This is a genomic window from Pedobacter lusitanus (genome assembly GCF_040026395.1).
Classification (GTDB): domain Bacteria; phylum Bacteroidota; class Bacteroidia; order Sphingobacteriales; family Sphingobacteriaceae; genus Pedobacter; species Pedobacter lusitanus.
The window spans coordinates 1014496-1035126 of record NZ_CP157278.1 but is presented as its reverse complement, the minus strand read 5'-3'; the positions used below and the strand labels follow the sequence as shown (position 1 = coordinate 1035126).

The following is a 20631-nucleotide window of genomic DNA, read 5'->3' as shown; positions in this document are numbered from 1 at the left end:
TATGATGATGAAAACGAATGATAAATATTTTCTACTGGTTCTGATAGCCGGAATAATCAGTTCCTGTGCGAAACTTAAAGAAAATCCTGATTCTTTTATTCCGGCGCAGGAATACTATAAAACCAAAGCAGATGCTGTTAATGCGGTAAATGCAGTTTATTTTCTTTTAAACTCTGGCGGTACTTCGGTTCAGACGCCTTATAATACACTGTTTGCCACAGGTATGGACTTTATGTCTGATGATCTGGACCCGGGACCAGGTGCAACTAATCCCGACGTCCGCTCTCAGGCAGTACTCAATCACTCTTCTACCGGATTGCGGGTATTACAGTTATGGCAGCAGCATTATGCAGGAATCAAGAAAGCAAATATTGCGATTGATAAGGTTCCGGTAATTGCAGATCCTGCTTTAACGGACGAGCTGAAGAAAAGACTGGTTGGGGAAGCAAAATTACTGCGTGGCCTGTATTATTTCAACCTGGTGCGCCTGTATGGAGCTGTTCCGTTGATTTTACATGATCAGGAAGGGGTGACGATTACTGATTTTGCCATTGAACAAACACCTGTTACCGGAGTTTATGCGCAGGTGGAGAAAGATTTGTCTGATGCTGCATCGGCCTTGCCTGATAGTTACAGTGGTGCAGATCTGGGCAGGGCAACAGCCGGTGCGGCAAAATCGCTGCTCGCCAAAGTTTACCTGACGCAGGGAAAATGGACTGAGGCAGTTTTAAAAGCCGAAGAAGTGACCGGGCCATATCCTTATAGTCCGGGTGCAAGTCCTTATAAATATGAGCTGTTTGCTGATTATTCGCAGGTTTTTCTTCCTGCTTTTAAAAATGGGAAGGAACATATTTTATCTGCGCAGTTCAAGTCCAATTCTTTAGGACAGGGCAATAATCAGGCACCCAGGGGAGCGCGTACCGGCGTACCTGGAATGGTAGGGATTTATAGTGATCAGGTCCGGTTTTATACGCAGGGAACTGATAAGAATTTCAGTATTTATAAGCTGTACAGTGCAAATGACAAAAGAAAGAAAAACGGAACTTTCGTCACGCGTTTTTTAGGTTCTGATGGTAAATGGTATGGAGATTTAGTGGATAAAGCTATTCCCGGTGATTCTATTCCTTATCTGAACAAATACTGGGATCCGGCGCAGGCTGCTAATCTGAGTGAATCTGCGGCTAATGTTCCGGTGATCAGGTTTGCGGAGGTACTGCTGATTCTGGCAGAAGCCGAGAACGAAATCAACGGGCCGTCGGGAAAAGCTTATGCAGCTTATAACCGTGTTCGTGAACGCGCTGGTTTAACTCCTTTCAGCACCTTGACAAAAAACCAATTCAGGGATTCTCTTTATCTGGATCGCAGACTTGAACTGGTCTGGGAAAATCAGCGCTGGTTTGATCTGATCAGGGAAAAGGATGCTGCTGGAAAGGTTATTCTGGAGGATGCACTCAGGAAAGTTGGAAAAACCAATGTTTCTGTACCCAAACATTTACTGTTTCCGATCCCTCAGCAGGAAATCGATCTGAATAGTAAACTAAAGCAGAATGCGGGCTGGTAGCAGGTCTGCTTTGATTTTTAAAAAAAATAAATATTTAACTATGTTCAGTCAGCGTAAAATAAAGGTGAATTATGGTGCCGCTCTGCTGCTCCTGTTTTTAGGAGTGCCGGTTTTACAGGCTGTAGCACAACAGTCCAAACCTAATATTGTCGTCATCCTGGCTGATGATCTGGGCTTCTCTGATATTGGTGCATTCGGCGCTGAAATTCATACGCCGGTTTTAGATAAACTGGCGAAAGAAGGACTGGTGATGAGTCAGTTTTATAATGCGGGAAGATGCTGCCCTTCAAGGGCAGCGCTGCTTACAGGACTGTATCCTCATCAGGCTGGTGTGGGCGATATGGTACAGAATAAAGGGTCTGAGGCCTATCAGGGCTTTCTTAATTCGAATTGCGCAACTATTGGTGAGCTTTTGAAAGCGGGTGGCTACCACACCATAGTCTCCGGAAAATGGCATGTCGGACTGGTGCCTGCTGCCTGGGCGGTAAACAGGGGATTTGAAAAATCATTCACCTTACAGAATAATGGAAGCAGCTATTTTAATTCAAAACCATTGTATAATGATGGCCGGACTGTGAATTTTTTACGCAATGGTCAGGCTGTTGAACGGCAGGATACATCTTTATACCTGACGCAGGCAATTACCGCTTTTGCCTTAAAATCTCTGGATGAAGTTAAAGATAGCGCAAATCCATTTTTACTGTATGTAGCCTATAATGCGCCACACTGGCCTATTCAGGCGTTGCCTGAAGATATTGCCCGGTATAAAGGCAAATACCTGAACGGCTGGGATGAACTAAGACAAAGGCGCTATAAAAAGCTGTTGGAGCTGGGACTTATCCATAAAGAATGGGCCCTGTCTCCGCGTTTCGAAGCTGTCAGTGACTGGAATCTTTTGTCTGCTCAGCAGAAAGATCAATGGGATACCAGAATGGCCATTTATGCGGCTATGATTGACCGGATGGATGCGGGCATCGGTCAGATTCTGGATAAACTGAAGCAAATTAAAAGAGATCAGAATACTCTCCTGATTTTTCTTTCTGATAATGGCGGAAGTGCTGATGAGGTTAAAAAATCGAATGATGTGATCCAGAAAAATGGGGTTCCGGGTAGTGTGAATTCGATTGACAGTTATGAAGCGCCATGGGGCAATGCGAGTAATACTCCTTTCAGATTATTCAAAAAGAATACGCATGAGGGTGGGATTTCGACTCCGTTTATCGCTTATTATCCTGGAGTAATTGAACCGGGAATAAGGAGTGATGAACCTGCGCATGTAATTGACCTGCTGCCTACTTTGCTCGATGTATCGGGATTGAAGTATCCGGCAGTATATCATGGGCATCAGCTGAAAAAACCGGAAGGACATAGTCTGGTGCCCGTGTTTAAGGGTAAACATGGCAGCCGTAGTGATGCACTTTACTGGGAGCATGAAGGGAGCAGAGCAATCAGGGAAGGGGACTGGAAGCTGGTTGCAGAACTAAATGCCGGATGGGAGCTGTATAATCTTAAAACGGACAGAACTGAGACTCATGATCTGGCGGAGGATTATCCTGAAAAAGTAAAACAACTGGAAAAAAAGTACCTGGCATGGGCTGCTAAAGTTGGTGTCAGGGATTGGAACAAAATCAAATAATGATGAAACAGATAGCATATTTTATTTTAACCGGGCTCGTTTCGCTGACCGGAATAGTTGAGGCACAGCAAAGCATACAGGTTAATGGACGGGTGTCTTCAGGTGCTGGCGGATCAGCTTCTGCAGCTGCCGGAAAGATTTCTTCCGGGGCAGGTAAGGAGTCTTTTTTAACCCTGGCTGAGTTTGCAGTCAGGGTTAAATCTTCAGCTGCACAGCTTGTAGATGTAAGAAGTGGTGAGGAGTTCATTCAGAGCCACTTAAAAGGAGCAATATGGATTGATCCTGCCGCTGCTGATTATGCCAGGAAGCTGGCAGCCTTATCAAAAGATAAACCTGTTTATGTTTATTCTATAGCCAATGGACGGAGCGTTACTGCCGCTGCTGACTTCAGGTCTAAAGGATTTAAGGAGGTCCATGTACTTCCGGGCGGGATTGCGAACTGGATAGGTTCGGGTTATCCTATAGTCAGTCATACAAAAAAAGGAGTAGAGCTGTCTTCAGCGCAGTTTGAAACCTTAACGGAATCTGCAGAACTGGTTCTCGTTGATTTTGGCTCAAAATACTGTGGCGCCTGTAAGCAACTGATTCCTGTTCTTGATTCTTTAGAGAAGAAACAGGATTTTAAAACTAAAGTAATACGTATTGAAGCTTATGATAACACATTGTTAATAAAAAAGTTAAAGATTAATCAATTGCCAACCCTGGTACTTTTTCAGGGAGGGAAACAGGTATGGAAAAAAGCCGGATTATCATCCGCAGAAGAAATAGAAAACAATATAAACACGAAGCGACATGAATAAAAAACAGTTTATTGCTTTGGTTACAGTTGTGACCGGGTTAAGTTATACAGCCGGATATGCGCAGAATATTACGCAGCAGCAGGAGGCTTTTAAAGGAGTAATTGGTAAAACCCTGGCCGAATCCAAAGAGTCATGGACTAAACCAGTGGCTGCCCCAAAAGGAGCGCCAAATGTAGTATGGATCTTGCTGGATGATGTTGGTTTTGGCGCCACAAGTACGCTGGGCGGAATTATCAATACACCTACTTTTGATACACTGGCCAATGAAGGGCTAAAGTATACTAATTTTCATACTACGGCAATTTGTGCACCGACACGTTCGGCGCTGCTAACCGGACGCAATAGTCATTCGGTGCATGAAGGTGGTTTTTCGCATGTGGCTTTGTCTGCTGGTTTTCCGGGTTACGATGGCAGGATTCCTTCAGATAAGGGAACTGTGGCCGAAATACTTCGGGAAAACGGATACAATACATTTGCTGTTGGCAAATATGGGTTAACACCGGATGAGGATGCAAGTGATGCGGGGCCATTTGACCGTTGGCCCACTGGTAAGGGTTTTGATCATTTCTTCGGATTTCTGGGTTCAGCTACAGACCAGTATAAGCCTGATTTGGTGGAGGATAACGCGCACGTTAAACCTGATGGAAGACATCTGAATGAACAGATTACCGATAAGGCTATTAGTTTTATTGACAGACAGCAGAAGGCCGCTTCAGGGAAACCTTTCTTTTTGTATTATGCGCCGGGAGCAACACATTCTCCGCATCAGGTAGCCACGCAGTGGAGTGATCTGTACAAAGGGAAATTTGATAAGGGATGGGATGTGTTCAGAGAAGAAGTATTCAGCAGACAAAAAAAACTGGGTATCATTCCTGCAAATGCAGTGCTGCCGGATCGTAATCCAAATATTAAGGCCTGGAATAAGCTGACTGATGAAGAGCGTAAACTGTATACGCGTTTTATGGAGGTTTATGCCGGTTATCTGACTTATACGGATCATGAGGCTGGCAGGCTGATTAATTATCTGAAGACCATTAAACAATTGGATAACACACTGGTATTTGTGATTATTGGTGATAATGGAGCCAGTAAAGAAGGGACATTGAATGGTACTGTTGATTTACAGCGGGCTGCTTCTGCAAAGCTGAGTTTACAGGAATCATTCAGACATAATCAGGAAGTGATCAATGAAATCGGTACGCCAAATGCCATACAGGGTAATTATCCCCTGGGTTGGGCACAGGCGCTGAATACGCCTTTTAAGCAGTGGAAACAGGATGCTGATTCTGAAGGTGGCACACGCAATCCTTTAATTGTTTATTATCCTAAAGGAATTAAAGATAAGGGGACTATCCGCACACAGTATAGCCATGTTATTGACCTTTTGCCAACTACGCTGGAATATACCGGGATAAAAGCGCCTGAATTTATCAGGGGGATTAAACAGGATTCTATACAGGGAACTTCTCTGGTTTATTCTTTTGATAATGCTAAAGCTCCGTCAAGACATACAATACAGCATTATTATATATTCGGAGCCAGATCAATTTATAACAATGGGTGGAAGGCTGCATTGCCTTATCATCCTGATCTGATTGATGTAGCCAATAACAAAGAAGGTATTCCTAAAAATTACAGGGAGAATGTCTGGGAATTATATAATCTGAATGAAGATTTTAATGAACGGATCAATCTGGCTGGTAAGTATCCGGAGAAACTGGAAGAACTGAAGGCTTTATTTGAAGTGCAGGCTAAGAAATATAATCTCTATCCCTATATCACCTGGGATGATGTCTATAACGGCAGAATTCACAAGAATTATTAGCTTAAAAATTATCTGATTGATAAAGCTCCCTGAAGGCGTTGTTCTTTGACGCTTTCGGGGGTTTTAACTGATCTTAAGCCTGAAAAAATTGTTCTTTATTTTTTTTGTGGTGTAACCGTATCAGTAATAAAACTCTCAGCTAACCAAACTGGTTTGAAGCGGATGTATAAGTCATTTGTCCGTTTTTTATCATGATCTTAAAGCGTATCAGTTTTGTTTTAATTATTTGATATACAGTTGTTTATGTGATTTTTATTTTGTTTTTATCAATAAAACTGCTTTAAATTTATAGCAACCAATTTATAAACCAAATATTTATCTAATGAACAAACAAGCTAACAAAAAACAGTTGATGGCCGGCATGATGTTACTGGCAGTTTTATTCGGGGCATCCTGCAAAAAAGAAGTGAATCAGGAAAGTCCGGCTAATCAGGAAAACAAGAAAGAAGTCAGTGCTGTTAATTCATCACTGAATCTCAACTGGGAAAACCGGACCAATGGATCTACCTATACTGGTTCGCAGGCTGCTGCTGACTTTGGTAATGTATCCGGATGGCAGGATTCCAGAGCCTTTATTACCAATGGAAAAGATAACTCCAATGGTTTAAGAATCACTTTATTGCCCAATGCTTTATCTGCTGCAGGTGGAATGGTTGGTAATGTAAACCTGAATCAGGGATCAGCCTATGAGCTGGACTATGATGTGAAATTTCACAGCAATTTCAACTTTAGCAGAGGCGGAAAGATCGGTTTCGGTTTTGCTATCGGAGAGGGAAATACAGGCGGAGATCCGGGATGGGATGGTAATGGCGGAACTTTAAGGTTAATGTGGTATTCCCCAAGTGCAGACCGCGTATTTTTTCAGCCTTATGTTTATCATAAAGATCAGCCTACTAAATTCGGAGATACTTATACCAACAGATTTCCTGCAAGCGGATCTCTGCAAAAAGGGGTCTGGTATCATGTTCATATGTATGTTAGGAGCAATACCGGTTCCAGTACAAACGGGCGTGCACAGATTATTATCAATGGTACTACGATTCTGGACAATGATATCCGCTGGACAACCAATGATAGTCAGAGACTGATTAACAAGCTTACTTTCCATACTTTCAGAGGTGGCAGTCAGGATGAATGGAAAGCGAATACTACAGATTATATCTATTACGATAATTTAGTAGTCAATAAAATTAACTAATGCGCTCCTGACCTGGTCCGGATTTTCTATGCCGGACCGGTCATCAGCTTGCTGAATTGTTCATCACAATTGATTATATTTAGTTATCCTGTGATTAACATCTGTATAATTTTTAATGACTAAACTTGTTTTCGCCTCTTTAAATGGCTATTTGGTTAGAATCCATATGGTTGTTTGTTTATTTTTGCTCTTGAATGTCAGCCATGCTTTTGCCCAGAAAGCTGTTTTGGTGAATGACAAAATACCCCATTATATTTTCTCTTATGGTGAAATTGAATATCTGGAAGATAAAACGAATGTTTTAACATTAAATGATATTTTAAAGCCAGCTATTAATTCAGGTTTTCTGGTCAATCAAAAATACACGCCAAAAAACTATCATACCGGCTCTGTCTACTGGTACAGATTTAAAATCAAACATCATGAAGCGTCCGCTAAAACCTGGATTCTGGAGTTTTTTGATCAGTCTATCAATGATTTCAGCTTATTTGTACCGGATAGCAGCGGGAAATATCAGTTGTATCATTCTGGTACGGCCTATCCTTTCAGTCAGCGGGAATATCAGCATAAGAACTTTATTTATGAGCTGAGTAATGACTCGGATGCAGAGCTGACTTATTACGTCAGGATAAAATCTTCACAATCTGTAAGTGCAATTATCGTATTGCGGGATATGCACTGGTTTGTCCGGTACGCACTGAACGAGTATTTGTTTTTTGGGCTGTTCTACGGGATGGTCATTGTTTTTAGCTTATATAACTTACTGATGTTTTTTGCAGTCAGACAGATGCAGTATCTCTATTATGTGCTGTACAATCTGAGTATTGGTTTATATGAAATGAGTATTGACGGGATTGCTTTTCAGTATCTCTGGCCCGACTGGCCTTTATGGAATGCTTACGGTATCGGCTGTGCCTTGTATTTAAGCAGCATTTTTGGCCTGATGTTTACACTTAGTTTTCTCTGTGTAAAAGCCAAAGCTCCTCATTTATACAGACTGGTTATTGCAGTTATTGTATTGCGCAGTTTGTTTTTTCTGGTCTGTTTGCTGAATACGCATCTTTTTAATTATAAACTGATTGAGTTCATTCCTTTACTGGTTGCTTATGGAACCGGGATTTATGTGTGGAAGAAGGGCTATCGTCCGGCTATGTTTTTTGTAATCGGTTATAGTTTCCTGGTAATCGGCTTTTTAATCAAAATCCTGTTATTACTGGATGTAAGCTGGATGCCTTACGGGCCATTTTCTTATTATAGTCTGAGCTTCTGTTTTGTGTTTGAAATGATTCTGGTCTCTTTTGCCATTGGCGAAAGTGTAAGGGCTTTAAAGGATACGCTGAATAATGAACTGACCAAACTGGTGGATGAGCGTACGCAGGAAGTGGTTTCCAAGGCTGCAATCATTGAAAAACAAAACGAGGAAATCTGTTCGATGAATGCGATGCTGGAAAAGGATAATCAGGAACTGCATCTGAATATAGAGCGGGTCACCAAAGCCAGGGTGATGTCACATGAGGTGGATTTTGCAGAATTCAGTAAGATTTATCCGGATAGGGAAACCTGTTTTAAATATCTTTCGGAATTGAAATGGGCAAATGGGTATACCTGCCGTAAATGTCCGAATACCTTTTACCTGGCAGGATTTTTACCTTATAGCAGAAGATGCACCAAATGTGGTTATGATGAATCTGTAATAGCATATACCATTTTTCAGAACAGTAAAATTCCGATTAATAAGGCATTTTACATGCTTTTTCTGGTGTATTCAACAAAAGGAAAAATCTCTTCGCATAAGCTTTCCGGCTTATTGCTGATCAGACAGAGTACCTGCTGGGCCTATAACAGTAAAATGCAGAAGATTTTGCAGGAACGTAAAAAAGAGCTGAAGAATAGCGGTGAAGGGGGATGGAGCAATCTTATAATTTCACCTGCCTGATAATATTTTTGATATTCAGCTCCACGATATCTGTCATGGTTTTGCAGTCCAGATAATGGGTGTCGGCAAAATGTTGTGCCATACCTTTCTTTAAGGCTTCAATGTTTTCGGGGGTAGTGAGTGTTTCTGTATTGGATACATCACGCAGGTCTGCCAGACGATGTCTTTCGCTGCGTACACGGTGCAGGATGGAAGATTTTTCTTCCTGCTGATATTGCAGGTAAGTTTTGTCAGTGAGCTGATCCATACAGGTTTTTACATAGGGAAGGTTCTCTTTGAAAAATTGTGCAAGATATACTTTGATGTTTCCTTCATAAAATTGCTGATCAAAGTCAATAGCTCTGATTCTAAACTGTATATCGTCAAAGTCCGGGGTAATCTGTACCACGAAATTATAAGCTCTCATATCGCCTAATAACATGACTAAACAGCGTTCGTTGAATTTTACAAATTCTTTGGCTATACGGGTAGGGTTGTACTCCGGATTATGCAGATACATTTTGGCAAATACATCTCCCGGAATTCCAGCTACATGTTCTTCAATCAGGGTTTCTCCGTCAACCAGATAGTTTACCTGGTTTGGAGACAGGATCTCTTCCAGCTCTAAACCATAAATTCTTGATGCATCGGCTTTTTTAACATAGAAATAGTCGTAAACATCATTTAATTTATTGACTATTTTGACTCTGAACGGATGTGTATTTCCAAAGGTGCAGTATTCAATTTTATCAATGTATTTGTGCTGAACGATACGCAGGTTACCGGATGCTTTTAAATTGGCGTAAATAACTTTCAGTCCGTTATGTAATTGTTCAATCCGGTCTGCAGGGTAAATCGGTGCCTCCCAGAGTGAATCTTTACCGTATTTATCCATAATCGGATAGGCTTCATTAAAGACTAACAGGTCGTTATAGGTAATTGGAAGTTTTGAATCACGCTGATAAGTCCGCAGATACTTTTGCAAAGCCGGTGTAACCGGGAAAATAGGTTTCTTGCGCGATATTTTTACATCATTAGGTTCCATACACAGGTAATTTACAATTTTTTTTCTTCCGCAGCGGCTATATCTTCTGCATCGGGCTCCATAGATTCCTGCTGGCTGCCGGCTCTGGCTTCATATTGCAGATTGATATAGATTGGGAAGTGATCGGAATCGAAATTTGACAGGCGTTTAATCTGCTTTAGCTTGAAGTCTGTCGAGATAAATGCATGGTCGAGCGGGAAACGCATGATGGGATAGTGTGCATGGAAGGAATTGTAAAATCCCCGGCCTCTTCTGGGATCTAAAAGACCACTCATTTTTAGAAATAATTCTGTTGTGTAACTCCAGGCAACGTCATTCATGTCCCCGATTACGATCACGGGATCCTGAATTTCTTTAGCTAAATCAGCGGTTAATAAGAGTTCTTTATCTCTTTCAGTTGATCTTGGATTTTCATTGGGTACAGGCGGGGTAGGATGTAATGCATATAACTGTATCCTGGTACCGTTTTTCAGTATAACTGCAGTATGTATAGATGGAATATCTTTTTCAACCAGGTAATAAACTGCTGAGTCTGTCAGTTCCAGTTTTGAATATAGCAGCATTCCGTAAGTATTCTCCAAAGGGACTTTAACCTGAAACGGGAATTCTTTCTCCAGTTCTTTTGTGTCATTATCCCAGCGCTGGTTGGTTTCCAGCATAAGAATAATATCGGGATTGTTTTTTCTGATCTCACGCAGGCAACCGCCTGAATTTGTATTGTCCTGGTATACATTGGCAATCATGATACTGATGCTTTGATCGGGGAGATCGGTAACTGCACGCAGGATCTGTTTTTTACCCAGGGGGGTGAAAGGGACAATCTGTATAAAAAGATAAAGAATGTTCAGACTGATTAAACCGATAAATATAAGCTGATATATCGTTTGCCTGTCATCAAAAAAAATCAGCAGAAAAAGGCAGACAACGGAAAGTACCAGTTTTTGCAGACGTGGGTAGTCAAAAATTCTGAAGGTCCAGTAATCATGTTTAATCAGCGACAGCAAGGTAAAAGAAAGCAGAAGAATGGTCAGTATAGTAATGAATAAATGCATGGCTGATGGAGATAAGGTTAATAGGGTCAAAAGGTACTAAAAAGAGCTGTTCAGCCATTTTTTTAAACTTGCGGATTTATCACGGCTGACCAGGATACTGTCTTCATTTGCAGGAACCAGCTCAATTTTCAGTTTGCCGTTAAAAGACTGGTAAATTTTATGAATAGACCTGACTGAAACAATGTACTGGCGGCTTACCCGGAAAAAGTCCTGTGGATTTAATTCATGTTCCAGCTCTTCGAGCGTTTGTTCAATCATATATCGCTGTCCCTGATGTGTGGTCAGGTAATTCTTCTTGTTTTCTGAAGAAAAATAAGCAATGTCTGTAGTCACAACCGGTACAAACATATCCCGGTAGGCAACCAGAAAACGCGAGCGGTAAACATGGTCTCTGATTTCTATTTTCTGAAGAATTTCCGGCATACCGGAATGATCAGCTTTGCCCAGCATATTTTTAACCTTACGGATGCTGTTTTCCAGTTTAGCTGCTTCAAGTGGTTTTAAAAGGTAATCTATTCCATTGACTTCAAATGCTCTGAGTGCATATTCGTCATAAGCAGTAATAAAAATAACCTGGGATTGAATTTTAACCTGGTTAAAAAGCTCAAAACTGAGTCCGTCGGTTAAACGGATATCCATACAGATCAGATCCGGATGCTCATTTTCACTGAGCCATTGTATACTTGCCCTGATCGTGTGTAACTGTCCGGTAATTTGTATCGTATTGTCCAGTTTAATCAGCATTTCTTTTAACCTTAATGCATTGGGGATCTCATCTTCTATAATTAAAACGCTAAGCATATCTACTGGTTTGTCGGTCGGTAATAATGGTTTATTGATGGATGACAATAAATTAAATGGATGATTTTAAGTTTAAGGGCCTCGGTTTATGGTTCAGTAACAACGGGATTCTGACCTCAAAATAATCCGCTGTGTTATTAATTACAGGTACTCCATCACCTAATAACAAGTATCGTTCCCGTATATTTTTGAGGCCCAGTTGTGAACCGGGTTCCCGGGTTAGTTTGAGGGATTTATTATTCTTTACAACTATCCATTGATCATCCGTTGAAAAGATATCAATGGTTAAAGGATGGTCTGCGGAGAAGGAATTATGTTTAATGGCATTTTCAATAAGCAGCTGCAGTGTTAAAGGAGCAATGCCTTTATCACTTAATTCTTCAATGTTTGAAAAATTGATCTGTATAGCTTCCCCGTAACGGGTTTGATAGAGAAACAAATAGGCATGGATAAATTCGAGCTCAGCTTTAACTGAAATGGTGTTTTGGGGCCGGTTGGTCAGCATATACCGGTAAATAGAGGATAACTTGATGACGTAGTCTACGGACAGGGCCGGGTTGTCAGGGATCAGGGAAGCGAGTGTACTGAGATTGTTAAATAGAAAATGAGGGTCCAGTTGCAGTTTGAGTGCATCCAGCTGGGCCTGTGTAGCATGTTGTCTCATCACTGAGGTCTCTAACTGATTGTCTTTCCATTTATGGAAAAAGTGCTCGGCAGCGAATACAGCTGTAGCCAGTAAAGAGAAAATAAAGCTGAAAATGATGATCTGGCGGAACAGGAGCTGATCGGCAGAAAACTTACTTGGAAGTTCAATCTGAAAAATAGGGATCAGGGTAATGGAAATAAGAGAAATATGCAGCAGGAACTGTACGACAAACCTGGTCATAATCTTCCTTTCCCAGGGAAGCTTTTTATTAAGCCTTAAGGTCAGCTGTATACCGGTCTCAAAAAGAAGTGCTGCATAAGACATCGTAAGCAGGACATCTACAAACAGGAAATCCAGAAAGGAAAATTGCCGCCAGCTATGAATTGATCTTTCGTAAGGATTAATTAAAAAGAAAAGCAGAATAAGGATTAACCCAAAACTGGGATATCCATATAACCGGAAAGATCTGTAACCTGAAGTTGACATCTAAACAAAAATAGGTTTAAGCATTAATATAAATGTCATTTTTAAATATTAATACAGATTTTGTCCGGAAGGTTCTGCAGCAGATTTATGCGGGAAAGAATTGGCTACAGGAATAGGATTCCGCAGGTGAGCAGCAATACCAGTCCGATTAAAATAACCGGTGCTAATTTGATCAGATTATATATTTTTCTTACAGATGAGGTTGTTTTCGCTTTTAAAGTCATGTTCCGTTTCTTTAATTCTTAAACTATTAATGTTGTCATGTTTTACGGAAACAAATATCAGACAATAGCAAATTCAAATTCTTTTCTGACGACCGACTTAGCAAAATAACGAGCTGAAATTACAAGAATAGCGACTCAGTTTGGTATTGACTACAAAGAGATATATTATCCTGTAGTTATTTAGACTGAATATAGATAATGTGTTATCTTTGCCCGTCTAATTCTTACCATACATTATCACACACACACATTTGATGAGATTTTTATACACTACACTTTTATTATTCAATTCTATAATTGGTTTTGCACAGGTTACCGGAAGTATTACCGGAAAAATCAGCCTGGTGGATGGCCAGTCTGCCGGATCTGTTGCTGTTTCCATAGTTGAATTGCATAAAAATACCCTGACTGATGATCATGGTAATTATTCTTTCAATAAGGTCATTCCGGGAAAGTACATTATCCGGATTCAGATGCTTGGAGCGGCCCAGCAGGATTTATCGGTCACAGTTATTGCCGGAAAAACTATTAAAGCGGATTATCAGTTAAACAAAGAAAATGTTCAGGCTTTACAGGAGGTAACCATAGGAGGAACGGCTAATAAGTTCTCTAAAAAGGAGAGTGTTTATGCGGCAAGACTTCCGCTGAAGAACCTCGAAAATCCGCAGGTCTATATTTCTATTCCTAAAGCACTCATTCAGGAGCAGCTGGCTGTAGATTTAGGAAGTATTTCTAAAAATGTTCCCGGATCGGGCATACCTATGCTGGCCAACCAGGGAAGAGTTACTTTCCGGTCACGTGGTTTTGAGACTGAACCGATGGTCAGGAATGGGGTTGCAGGTTTTGCCTATACTGCTATTGATCCGGCTAACCTGGAACGGATAGAAGCCATTAAAGGCCCTTCTGCAACGTTGTTTGGAACTAATTTGTCCAGTTATGGTGGTTTGTTTAACCGGGTAACCAAAAAGCCTTATAATGGGGTTGGTGGAGAGGTTTCTTTATTTGGCGGCAGCTGGGATTATAAAAGAATGGCCTTCGATATCAATACGCCATTAAATGCTGATAAAACTGTATTATTCCGTTTAAATGGTGCAGGGACTTATGAAAATAGTTTCCAGGACGCAGGTTTTACAAAGAGCTTTAGTGTGGCTCCCAGCTTTTCTTATCAGATCACGGATAAACTTTCCATGTTGTTTGATGTAGAATATGGACAGGCAGAAGGAACTTCTGTGGTACGCTTTAATCCTTATACCAAGAATGATTCAAAGGTTGAAAAAGTAAAAATCCGGAATATCAGGGACATGAATTTTCCTTATGATCAGCTGTTTGGAAATAATGACCTGGCCTACAGAACACAGATGGTCAATATATTTGCCCAGTTCAACTATAAAATGTCTGAAAAATGGACTTCCCAGACAGTGATGTCCAGATCAAGTACAGCTATCAGGGGATATATTTCTGCGCTTAACGGCGTATCTGATACGCAGCTGAGTGCTTTGGTCATGAGAGGTTATACTTCATTTATAGCAACAGATATTCAACAGAATTTTACCGGGGATTTCAAGATCGGCTCTCACCGTAACAGGGTCGTGCTTGGTCTCGATTTTTATAACAATACAAATACTTTTGACAGGGTTCATGTGACTGGTCCGGTAGTTAATTTTGTGAACCCGGCTCCGGGTTCAGGAATCAGCAAAAAGACTATTGATGATCTTGCACCAACCAAAGCCGGTAAAATAAGAAATGAATCTAATGCGGATAACAGTTATGCTGTTTATGCTTCTGATGTATTCAATATTAACGACAGATTACTGGCAATGCTGAGTCTTCGTCTGGATCGTTTTCAGGCTGATGGTGTTACGGTAGTTGCTACTGATAAAAATACGGGTGCTTATGGTCAGACCGCGCTTTCACCAAAACTGGGGCTGGTCTATCAATTGATTAAAGATAAGATTTCTCTTTTTGGAAGTTACATGAACTCTTTTACCAATAAATCGGGTGCAGATATCAATGGAAATGTTTTCAAACCTGAGCAGGCAAATCAACTGGAAACAGGGATTAAAGCTGATATTTTTGATCATAAGCTGGTGGGTACTATCAGTTATTATGATATCAAGGTAAAAGATATGCTCCGGGACGATCTGGCAAACCCGACTTATCAGATTCAGGATGGTAATCAAAAGAGCAGAGGGGTTGAAATTGAGCTGACGGCAAATCCATTTCCAGGGTTTAATATCATAGCCGGATATGCCTATAATGATAGTAAATTTATAGATGCTGCACCTTCGGTTGAAGGTTTAAGACCAGCTTTGTCGGGGCCTGATAAAATGATTAATTTCTGGCTTAGCTATAAATTCCCTGCAGGACAGCTGAAAGGTTTTGGTGCTGGTTTTGGCGGAAATTCAGGAAGTTCTTCTTATCAGACCAATACAACCACTTCAAAAATAATTATTCCCGGATATACGATGTTTGATGCAACAGTATTTTATGATCAGCGTCGTTTCCGCATCGGAGTTAAGGTTGATAACCTGACCAGTGAAAAAGCCTGGTCCGTGCGTTTAACTCCTCAAAGTCCTGCCCGTTATATGGCTAATCTGACTGTAAGATTTTAAGTTGTGATTGTCTGGCCGGTTATTGGATGTAATCCGGTCAGACATTTTCTAATCAATTGATAAACAATAATTACAGCGGTGACGGATACTGGTATAGGGAACTCCCTGGTAAGTGCCGTTTTCCGGAACGGTAAAGTCCTGCCTGATTATATACAGACCTTTCATTGTTGGCATAAAAACGGCCTCTCCATGTTCGTCAGTCTCTAGTGATTTCTCCCAGTTCTCCGGGTTGAAAACACGTAATTTTGTAGCCTTATTTACTGGTTTGCCGTTATTGAAAGCCTTTACCACGATAAATTTTTCTCTGGCAGAGGTAACAATATCGAGAAACTGCACAGGTTTTGATACGTTTCCGGTATGTTCTGCCTGATAGACTGCACATAGATAATCAATCGGGCGTACATTTTTCCCCCCGGTTTTAGAACGGTCTACTACCGGAAGTTTTTCGTTGATTGCCAGGATCTGGTAGGTGCCTTTTTTGTTCGGGATAAATGAGCCTTCCCAGCAATCTGTTTTAGCCTGAATTTGTATCATGTTGCTTTTACCCAGCTCATCTATAATGGTGATTTTGAAATCTCCAAGTTGGGCAAGTTCAGCTCCGGTCTCCCGGTGACGTACGCCGTATTCATCTATTTCTCCAAAGCAGATCTGAATTTGTACAGGTTGATTTACTTTTCCTGAACCCTTTATATCAAACCAATAACCATGTGCCTGGCTAATCACCGGAACAATCAGCAGCGCCAGAAGAAGATAGATGTTTCTTTTCATAAGCCTGCAAATGTAAAATATTTTCAGACAGCATAGGGGTATTGGGCTTTAATTACGTTAAACCACTATAAAAGCTGTTCTGGCTTTTAATAAATCATAAAAAACAATAAATATATGAAATTCAAAATCCTGTTATCATTGATTGTAACAACGCTCTTAATCAGTTGTAATCCTTTCAAAAATAATGAGATTAACAAAGTAATTAATGCCTTCTATACCAAACACAAAGGACCATTTGAAGATGTCGATAAAAGTTTGCTGACAGCTTCCCTGGCATCACTGGTGGATAAAGCTATTGCAGAAGAGGTGAGATCTGCTGAAGAAATCAAAGCACTGAAATTATTGGATAAACCAGCCAGAATTGAAGGCGATATCTTTACCAGCCTGTCTGAAAGTTTTACTTCCTACGAAATAGGAGAAACTAAAATCCGGGATGATAAAGCTGCGGTATTAATAGAGTTTACCAATAATAAGTCTGGTGTGGAGACCTGGAAAGATGAAGTAGAACTGATCAAGGAAAACGGAGCCTGGAGAATTGACAATGTTCGTTTTAAAGGCGAGCGTTCAGTTGGTAAAAGCACCAAGGAAGTCTTGTCTCAGTTCCTGACACCGATAACTTCGGTAAAATCGGATGCGGACGATCAGCGCTGCAGGTTATCTGCTGGTAATCAGTATCAGTGGAGCAATATCAAAAAAGGGTGTATCCGTGTTTTTGAACTGCCTTTTAAACTGAGAAGTACGGATAGAACCTCCATCGCAAGTGTGATCTTCTCGGATGACCAGAAAAAAGCTGAGGTCTTTACACAAAAAACCAGTTGGGTTTTAAATAAGAAATCTTTAACGGCTTATGAAACTGAATCTGCAGAGGATGGCGTGTTTCTGGAGAAACGAAATAATGTCTGGAGATTGGGAGAGCTGAAAAACGGAAAAACTATTTATTCGGCAAATACAGAATAGTGTATTCCCTTTGACAGGGCTTTATTAGGATTAAGGCATGATAAATAGCTCAATTAAAAACAAATTTATAAGAATGAAAACCAAAATATTATTAGCTGTAGCTGCCATTGTGATTTTATCCGGTTGTAATAATTCTAAAAGTAAAAGCGCAGCTAAAACTGTGGATGCATTTTATAAGAATTATACCGGGCCTTTTGAAGCCGCCGATAAAACGTTACTCTCAGCGGAACTGACTGCACTGATCAATAAAGCGATTGTGCTGGAAAATGAATCAGCTGCTGAACTAAAAGCTGCAAATTCAACTGATAAACCAGCCATGATAGAAGGGGATATCTTTACAAGTCTTTATGAAAGTTATACTTCCTATAAAGTTGGCAGGGTAAAAACTGACGGGAATCAGGCGACGGTAAGGGTAGAGTTTACCAATAACCGGGAGGGAAATATCGTCTGGACTGATGAGGTGAACCTGGTTAAAGAAAATGAGGTTTGGAAGATTGATAATGTACGTTATCGGATGAAAAACGCCCCAAATGATAACCTTAAAGAAATATTGGCTGTTTTTCTGGCGCCGGCATCAGTAAAGATAGTAAACTGAAAAACGATTTATGAGAGGTTTGTGTAGTAGATGTCTATTATTCAGGTGATTAATAGTTAATTATACGCATATTGTTTATGGAGCTGTGGAGATATTTTCTTATATTGGTTAAAGCTCTATACCTAAAAAACCAAATATAAATTTTATGAAAACCAAAATTCTATTATCGTCTCTGATTGCTGTCGTACTTTTATTAAGTTGCAGTAATCCTAAAAACAACCAGGTAGGTAAGGTGGTTCACGCGTTTTACAAGTATTATAAAGGTAAATATGCTAGTGCAGATAAGGGTTTACTGTCTGCTCCTTTATCTGCGTTGATTGATAAGGCGCTTGCCAGAGAAGCGTCATCCGCTGAGAAGCTTAAAGCATCAAAATCAACAGATAAGCCGGACATGATTGAAGGTGATATTTTTACCGGTTCGAAAGAAGGCTATACTTCTTATAAAGTTGGAGAAGTTAAAAAAGAAGGAGATAAAGCCACTGTTTCGGTTGAATTTACCAACAAGAATGCTAACAATACAACATGGAAAGATGATGTATTGCTGGTAAAGGAAAACGGAACATGGAAAATAGACAATGTGAATTACAAAGGGGATACCGGACCGGGTAATAATATTAAAGATGTACTGACCAATTTCTCTTCTCAGCAGAGACCGGTTATGGTAGGCGGAGATTCTGATGCGCATGGATGTAAGGCTTCTGCAGGATATACCTGGAGCGAGCTGAAAAAGACCTGTATCCGCGTGTTTGAATTACCAGTGAAATTAACTAATCCTGATGGTACTATGATGGCTGGAGTTGTCATTTCTGATGATAAAAAACAGGCTGAAGTCTTTGCCAAAGAAGGAAATTTCATCTTAAATCAAAAGTCAGAAACAGCTTATGCCAATACAGCTCCGGATGGTGGTCTGTTTTTAGAAAAGAAAAATGGAAGCTGGGAGTTCGGTAAAGTGAAAGATGGAAAAGCTTTATACTCGGAAGGTAAAAAATAGTTTAATACGAATTAAACCATTACAAAAAAACAGCCTGCTTCTATTAGGACAGGCTGTTTTTTTGTAACAGGTATTCAAATGTATAGCGGGGTTGATAACCGAACCGGTTTTTGGCCTTGTCAGATACATACACTCTATCGATACTATCCGGTAAAACCCAGCCTCTGTCCTGATAGATGGAAAGGATATCCGGATAGTGTTTTTTTATAACTTCCAGCGGAGATGTTTTTAATAAAACCAGATCCTCTTTCCCAAATGGTGAGCCGCTGGAAATATTAAATAGCTCACACTGTTCAAATTTCTGGTCCAGTGCCAGTCTTAATGCCTCTGCGCCATCTCTTTCGTCCAGACCTCTGTAGAGTCTGTGATTGGCTTTCAGATTGGCTGTTTCCGGTAAAAACCTTCCTACCCTGTAGACTGATGTCTGCAAAACTTCTTTGTTAAAGAAGTCTTTACAGAGCTGTTCTGCGCATTGTTTGGTGATGTCATAGATATCTCTGGGCTGCTCGGTTAAAGTTTCATCTACCCATACTGCCTGATCCGGATTGAGCATAGCTGTCCCGTAAATAGAGGTCGTACTGATATAAAGAAACTGCTTTACCTGATTTTTAACTGCGGCATTTAACAGGTTGAGCGTACCTTTGATATTGACGTTGATGAAATCTTCTCTGGGATATTTAAGTTCATAATGCTTACCATGAATGGCTGCGGTATGAATTATGGCATCAATATTTTGTGTGATCAATTCCACAGGAGCTTCCTGCTGTATGTCTGTCAGCTGATCGGTAGTCGGAGCAGGGATAAGATCAATTCCGATAACTTCGTGACCGTGATTTCTTAAATGATTAACCGTTACCGAGCCTAACTGACCGGATGATCCTGTAACTAAAATCCGCATGATATTGATTTAAATGATGTATTCTTTGATAAAAATGCTTAAACTATCGCAAAAAAACGGCAATGGGCGAAAAGATCATATCAAAGGTAATCGGTACTTTGACTGAAGATGATAGTCTTCCGGACTGGTGGATAGGAGAAGAAATTGAGATTCCATTTTTCGATCACGAAAAAGTGGGGATTAGTTTTACTGACTATGATCAGGAACATGATGAGACTTTTTTAGCAGAGGCCGATGATGCTTTACGGCATTTTCTCGCCCTGGATACCAAAGACAGGGCGGCTGTAACTCATCTGGTCTATACAAATTGTATGGATTTTCTGGAAGCGGTTGAGCCGGACCCGGCAGATGATGATTTGCGTGCAATTACTGATGAAAGTGAGATCTGGAAGTTTGTTCAGCCCACAGAGATTTATGTGACAAGACGGCTTTATGAACAGGAAGATCTTTATGTTCAGGTGGCCTGTGCCTGTGACTGGGACCAGGAACATGGTTTGCAACTGGTATTCAGACAGGGGAAAAAGTTAACGCGTGTAAGTGGTCAGGATGGGCATTTAACAGAGGCTGATGCTTATGGTAAACCGGATAGTGAGGATTTTTTGTTGTCTCAGTTTTAGTAAA

The 20631-nt window shown here is 40.6% G+C and carries 17 protein-coding genes; 11 read left to right on the top strand and 6 right to left on the bottom strand.

Annotated elements, in window-relative coordinates; all coding sequences use genetic code 11:
* The first annotated feature begins 1 nt into the window (after window position 1).
* The 6 genes from PL_RS04525 (at window position 2) to PL_RS04500 (ending at window position 8956) form a co-directional block, all read left to right on the top strand.
* Window positions 2-1561 carry a RagB/SusD family nutrient uptake outer membrane protein gene (locus PL_RS04525; protein ID WP_348621093.1) on the top strand — a complete coding sequence of 520 codons (1560 nt, stop codon included), beginning with the start codon at window positions 2-4 and terminating at the stop codon, window positions 1559-1561.
* A gap of 40 nt (window positions 1562-1601) precedes the next feature.
* Complete coding sequence (locus PL_RS04520; protein WP_041878199.1) at window positions 1602-3197, top strand: arylsulfatase; 1596 nt, start codon at window positions 1602-1604, stop codon at window positions 3195-3197.
* A complete protein-coding gene (locus PL_RS04515; RefSeq protein ID WP_348621091.1) occupies window positions 3197-3997 on the top strand; it encodes a thioredoxin domain-containing protein in 801 nt (266 codons plus the stop codon). Before PL_RS04520 ends, PL_RS04515 begins: the two co-directional genes overlap by 1 nt.
* Window positions 3990-5822: an arylsulfatase gene (locus tag PL_RS04510; protein WP_041878187.1), complete on the top strand. Its 1833-nt coding sequence runs from the start codon at window positions 3990-3992 to the stop codon at window positions 5820-5822. The genes PL_RS04515 and PL_RS04510 overlap by 8 nt, the downstream gene beginning before the upstream one ends.
* Window positions 5823-6144: 322 nt before the next feature.
* The gene (locus PL_RS04505) at window positions 6145-7020 is read left to right on the top strand and encodes a polysaccharide lyase (protein ID WP_041878186.1); all 876 of its coding nucleotides are present in this window, start codon (window positions 6145-6147) and stop codon (window positions 7018-7020) included.
* A gap of 115 nt (window positions 7021-7135) precedes the next feature.
* Window positions 7136-8956, top strand: a complete 1821-nt coding sequence (locus PL_RS04500; protein ID WP_082035799.1) for a 7TM diverse intracellular signaling domain-containing protein — start codon at window positions 7136-7138, stop codon at window positions 8954-8956.
* Here the strand turns inward: PL_RS04500 and PL_RS04495 are convergent.
* Genes PL_RS04495 through PL_RS04480 form a run of 4 tightly spaced genes read right to left on the bottom strand, consistent with a single transcriptional unit; the run spans window position 8937 to window position 12965 of the window.
* Window positions 8937-9980: a hypothetical protein gene (locus tag PL_RS04495; RefSeq protein WP_041878196.1), complete on the bottom strand. Its 1044-nt coding sequence runs from the start codon at window positions 9978-9980 to the stop codon at window positions 8937-8939. The two genes, PL_RS04500 and PL_RS04495, sit on opposite strands and share 20 nt — an antisense overlap.
* An 11-nt stretch (window positions 9981-9991) precedes the next feature.
* On the bottom strand, window positions 9992-11032 hold the full coding sequence (locus PL_RS04490; protein WP_348621090.1) for an endonuclease/exonuclease/phosphatase family protein: 1041 nt from the start codon (window positions 11030-11032) through the stop codon (window positions 9992-9994).
* 36 nt (window positions 11033-11068) lie between these two features.
* Complete coding sequence (locus tag PL_RS04485) at window positions 11069-11833, bottom strand: LytR/AlgR family response regulator transcription factor (protein WP_041878194.1); 765 nt, start codon at window positions 11831-11833, stop codon at window positions 11069-11071.
* 52 nt (window positions 11834-11885) lie between these two features.
* On the bottom strand, window positions 11886-12965 hold the full coding sequence (locus PL_RS04480) for a sensor histidine kinase (RefSeq protein WP_041878185.1): 1080 nt from the start codon (window positions 12963-12965) through the stop codon (window positions 11886-11888).
* Window positions 12966-13443: 478 nt separating this feature from the next.
* Here PL_RS04480 and PL_RS04475 point away from each other — a divergent pair, with 478 nt between their 5' ends.
* A complete protein-coding gene (locus tag PL_RS04475) occupies window positions 13444-15801 on the top strand; it encodes a TonB-dependent receptor (protein ID WP_041878184.1) in 2358 nt (785 codons plus the stop codon).
* A 48-nt stretch (window positions 15802-15849) separates the two neighbouring features.
* On the opposite strand, the gene PL_RS04470 is transcribed toward PL_RS04475, so the two are convergent.
* A complete protein-coding gene (locus PL_RS04470; RefSeq protein ID WP_041878183.1) occupies window positions 15850-16569 on the bottom strand; it encodes a hypothetical protein in 720 nt (239 codons plus the stop codon).
* Between the two features lie 114 nt (window positions 16570-16683).
* On the opposite strand from PL_RS04470, the gene PL_RS04465 reads away from it, so the two are divergent.
* The 3 genes from PL_RS04465 (at window position 16684) to PL_RS04455 (ending at window position 19112) form a co-directional block, all read left to right on the top strand.
* A complete protein-coding gene (locus PL_RS04465) occupies window positions 16684-17526 on the top strand; it encodes a DUF3828 domain-containing protein (RefSeq protein WP_052496038.1) in 843 nt (280 codons plus the stop codon).
* A gap of 73 nt (window positions 17527-17599) precedes the next feature.
* Complete coding sequence (locus tag PL_RS04460) at window positions 17600-18121, top strand: DUF3828 domain-containing protein (RefSeq protein ID WP_160292060.1); 522 nt, start codon at window positions 17600-17602, stop codon at window positions 18119-18121.
* A gap of 145 nt (window positions 18122-18266) precedes the next feature.
* Window positions 18267-19112: a DUF3828 domain-containing protein gene (locus PL_RS04455; RefSeq protein WP_052496037.1), complete on the top strand. Its 846-nt coding sequence runs from the start codon at window positions 18267-18269 to the stop codon at window positions 19110-19112.
* Window positions 19113-19155: 43 nt separating this feature from the next.
* Here PL_RS04455 and PL_RS04450 read toward each other — a convergent pair whose 3' ends face one another.
* Complete coding sequence (locus PL_RS04450) at window positions 19156-20010, bottom strand: NAD-dependent epimerase/dehydratase family protein (RefSeq protein WP_041878181.1); 855 nt, start codon at window positions 20008-20010, stop codon at window positions 19156-19158.
* A 62-nt stretch (window positions 20011-20072) separates the two neighbouring features.
* On the opposite strand from PL_RS04450, the gene PL_RS04445 reads away from it, so the two are divergent.
* Window positions 20073-20627: a DUF6985 domain-containing protein gene (locus tag PL_RS04445; protein ID WP_041878180.1), complete on the top strand. Its 555-nt coding sequence runs from the start codon at window positions 20073-20075 to the stop codon at window positions 20625-20627.
* Window positions 20628-20631: the final 4 nt, after the last annotated feature.

Bases quoted from the DNA above. Each gene is read 5' to 3' on its own strand.
- PL_RS04450 (WP_041878181.1), bottom strand. From the start codon at position 20,010: ATGCGGATTTTAGTTACAGGATCATCCGGTCAGTTAGGCTCGGTAACG.
- PL_RS04455 (WP_052496037.1), top strand. From the start codon at position 18,267: ATGAAAACCAAAATTCTATTATCGTCTCTGATTGCTGTCGTACTTTTA.
- PL_RS04505 (WP_041878186.1), top strand. From the start codon at position 6,145: ATGAACAAACAAGCTAACAAAAAACAGTTGATGGCCGGCATGATGTTA.
- PL_RS04500 (WP_082035799.1), top strand. From the start codon at position 7,136: ATGACTAAACTTGTTTTCGCCTCTTTAAATGGCTATTTGGTTAGAATC.
- PL_RS04490 (WP_348621090.1), bottom strand. From the start codon at position 11,032: ATGCATTTATTCATTACTATACTGACCATTCTTCTGCTTTCTTTTACC.
- PL_RS04495 (WP_041878196.1), bottom strand. From the start codon at position 9,980: ATGGAACCTAATGATGTAAAAATATCGCGCAAGAAACCTATTTTCCCG.
- PL_RS04515 (WP_348621091.1), top strand. From the start codon at position 3,197: ATGATGAAACAGATAGCATATTTTATTTTAACCGGGCTCGTTTCGCTG.
- PL_RS04485 (WP_041878194.1), bottom strand. From the start codon at position 11,833: ATGCTTAGCGTTTTAATTATAGAAGATGAGATCCCCAATGCATTAAGG.
- PL_RS04460 (WP_160292060.1), top strand. From the start codon at position 17,600: ATGAAAACCAAAATATTATTAGCTGTAGCTGCCATTGTGATTTTATCC.
- PL_RS04470 (WP_041878183.1), bottom strand. From the start codon at position 16,569: ATGAAAAGAAACATCTATCTTCTTCTGGCGCTGCTGATTGTTCCGGTG.
- PL_RS04475 (WP_041878184.1), top strand. From the start codon at position 13,444: ATGAGATTTTTATACACTACACTTTTATTATTCAATTCTATAATTGGT.
- PL_RS04525 (WP_348621093.1), top strand. From the start codon at position 2: ATGATGATGAAAACGAATGATAAATATTTTCTACTGGTTCTGATAGCC.
- PL_RS04465 (WP_052496038.1), top strand. From the start codon at position 16,684: ATGAAATTCAAAATCCTGTTATCATTGATTGTAACAACGCTCTTAATC.
- PL_RS04520 (WP_041878199.1), top strand. From the start codon at position 1,602: ATGTTCAGTCAGCGTAAAATAAAGGTGAATTATGGTGCCGCTCTGCTG.
- PL_RS04510 (WP_041878187.1), top strand. From the start codon at position 3,990: ATGAATAAAAAACAGTTTATTGCTTTGGTTACAGTTGTGACCGGGTTA.
- PL_RS04445 (WP_041878180.1), top strand. From the start codon at position 20,073: ATGGGCGAAAAGATCATATCAAAGGTAATCGGTACTTTGACTGAAGAT.
- PL_RS04480 (WP_041878185.1), bottom strand. From the start codon at position 12,965: ATGTCAACTTCAGGTTACAGATCTTTCCGGTTATATGGATATCCCAGT.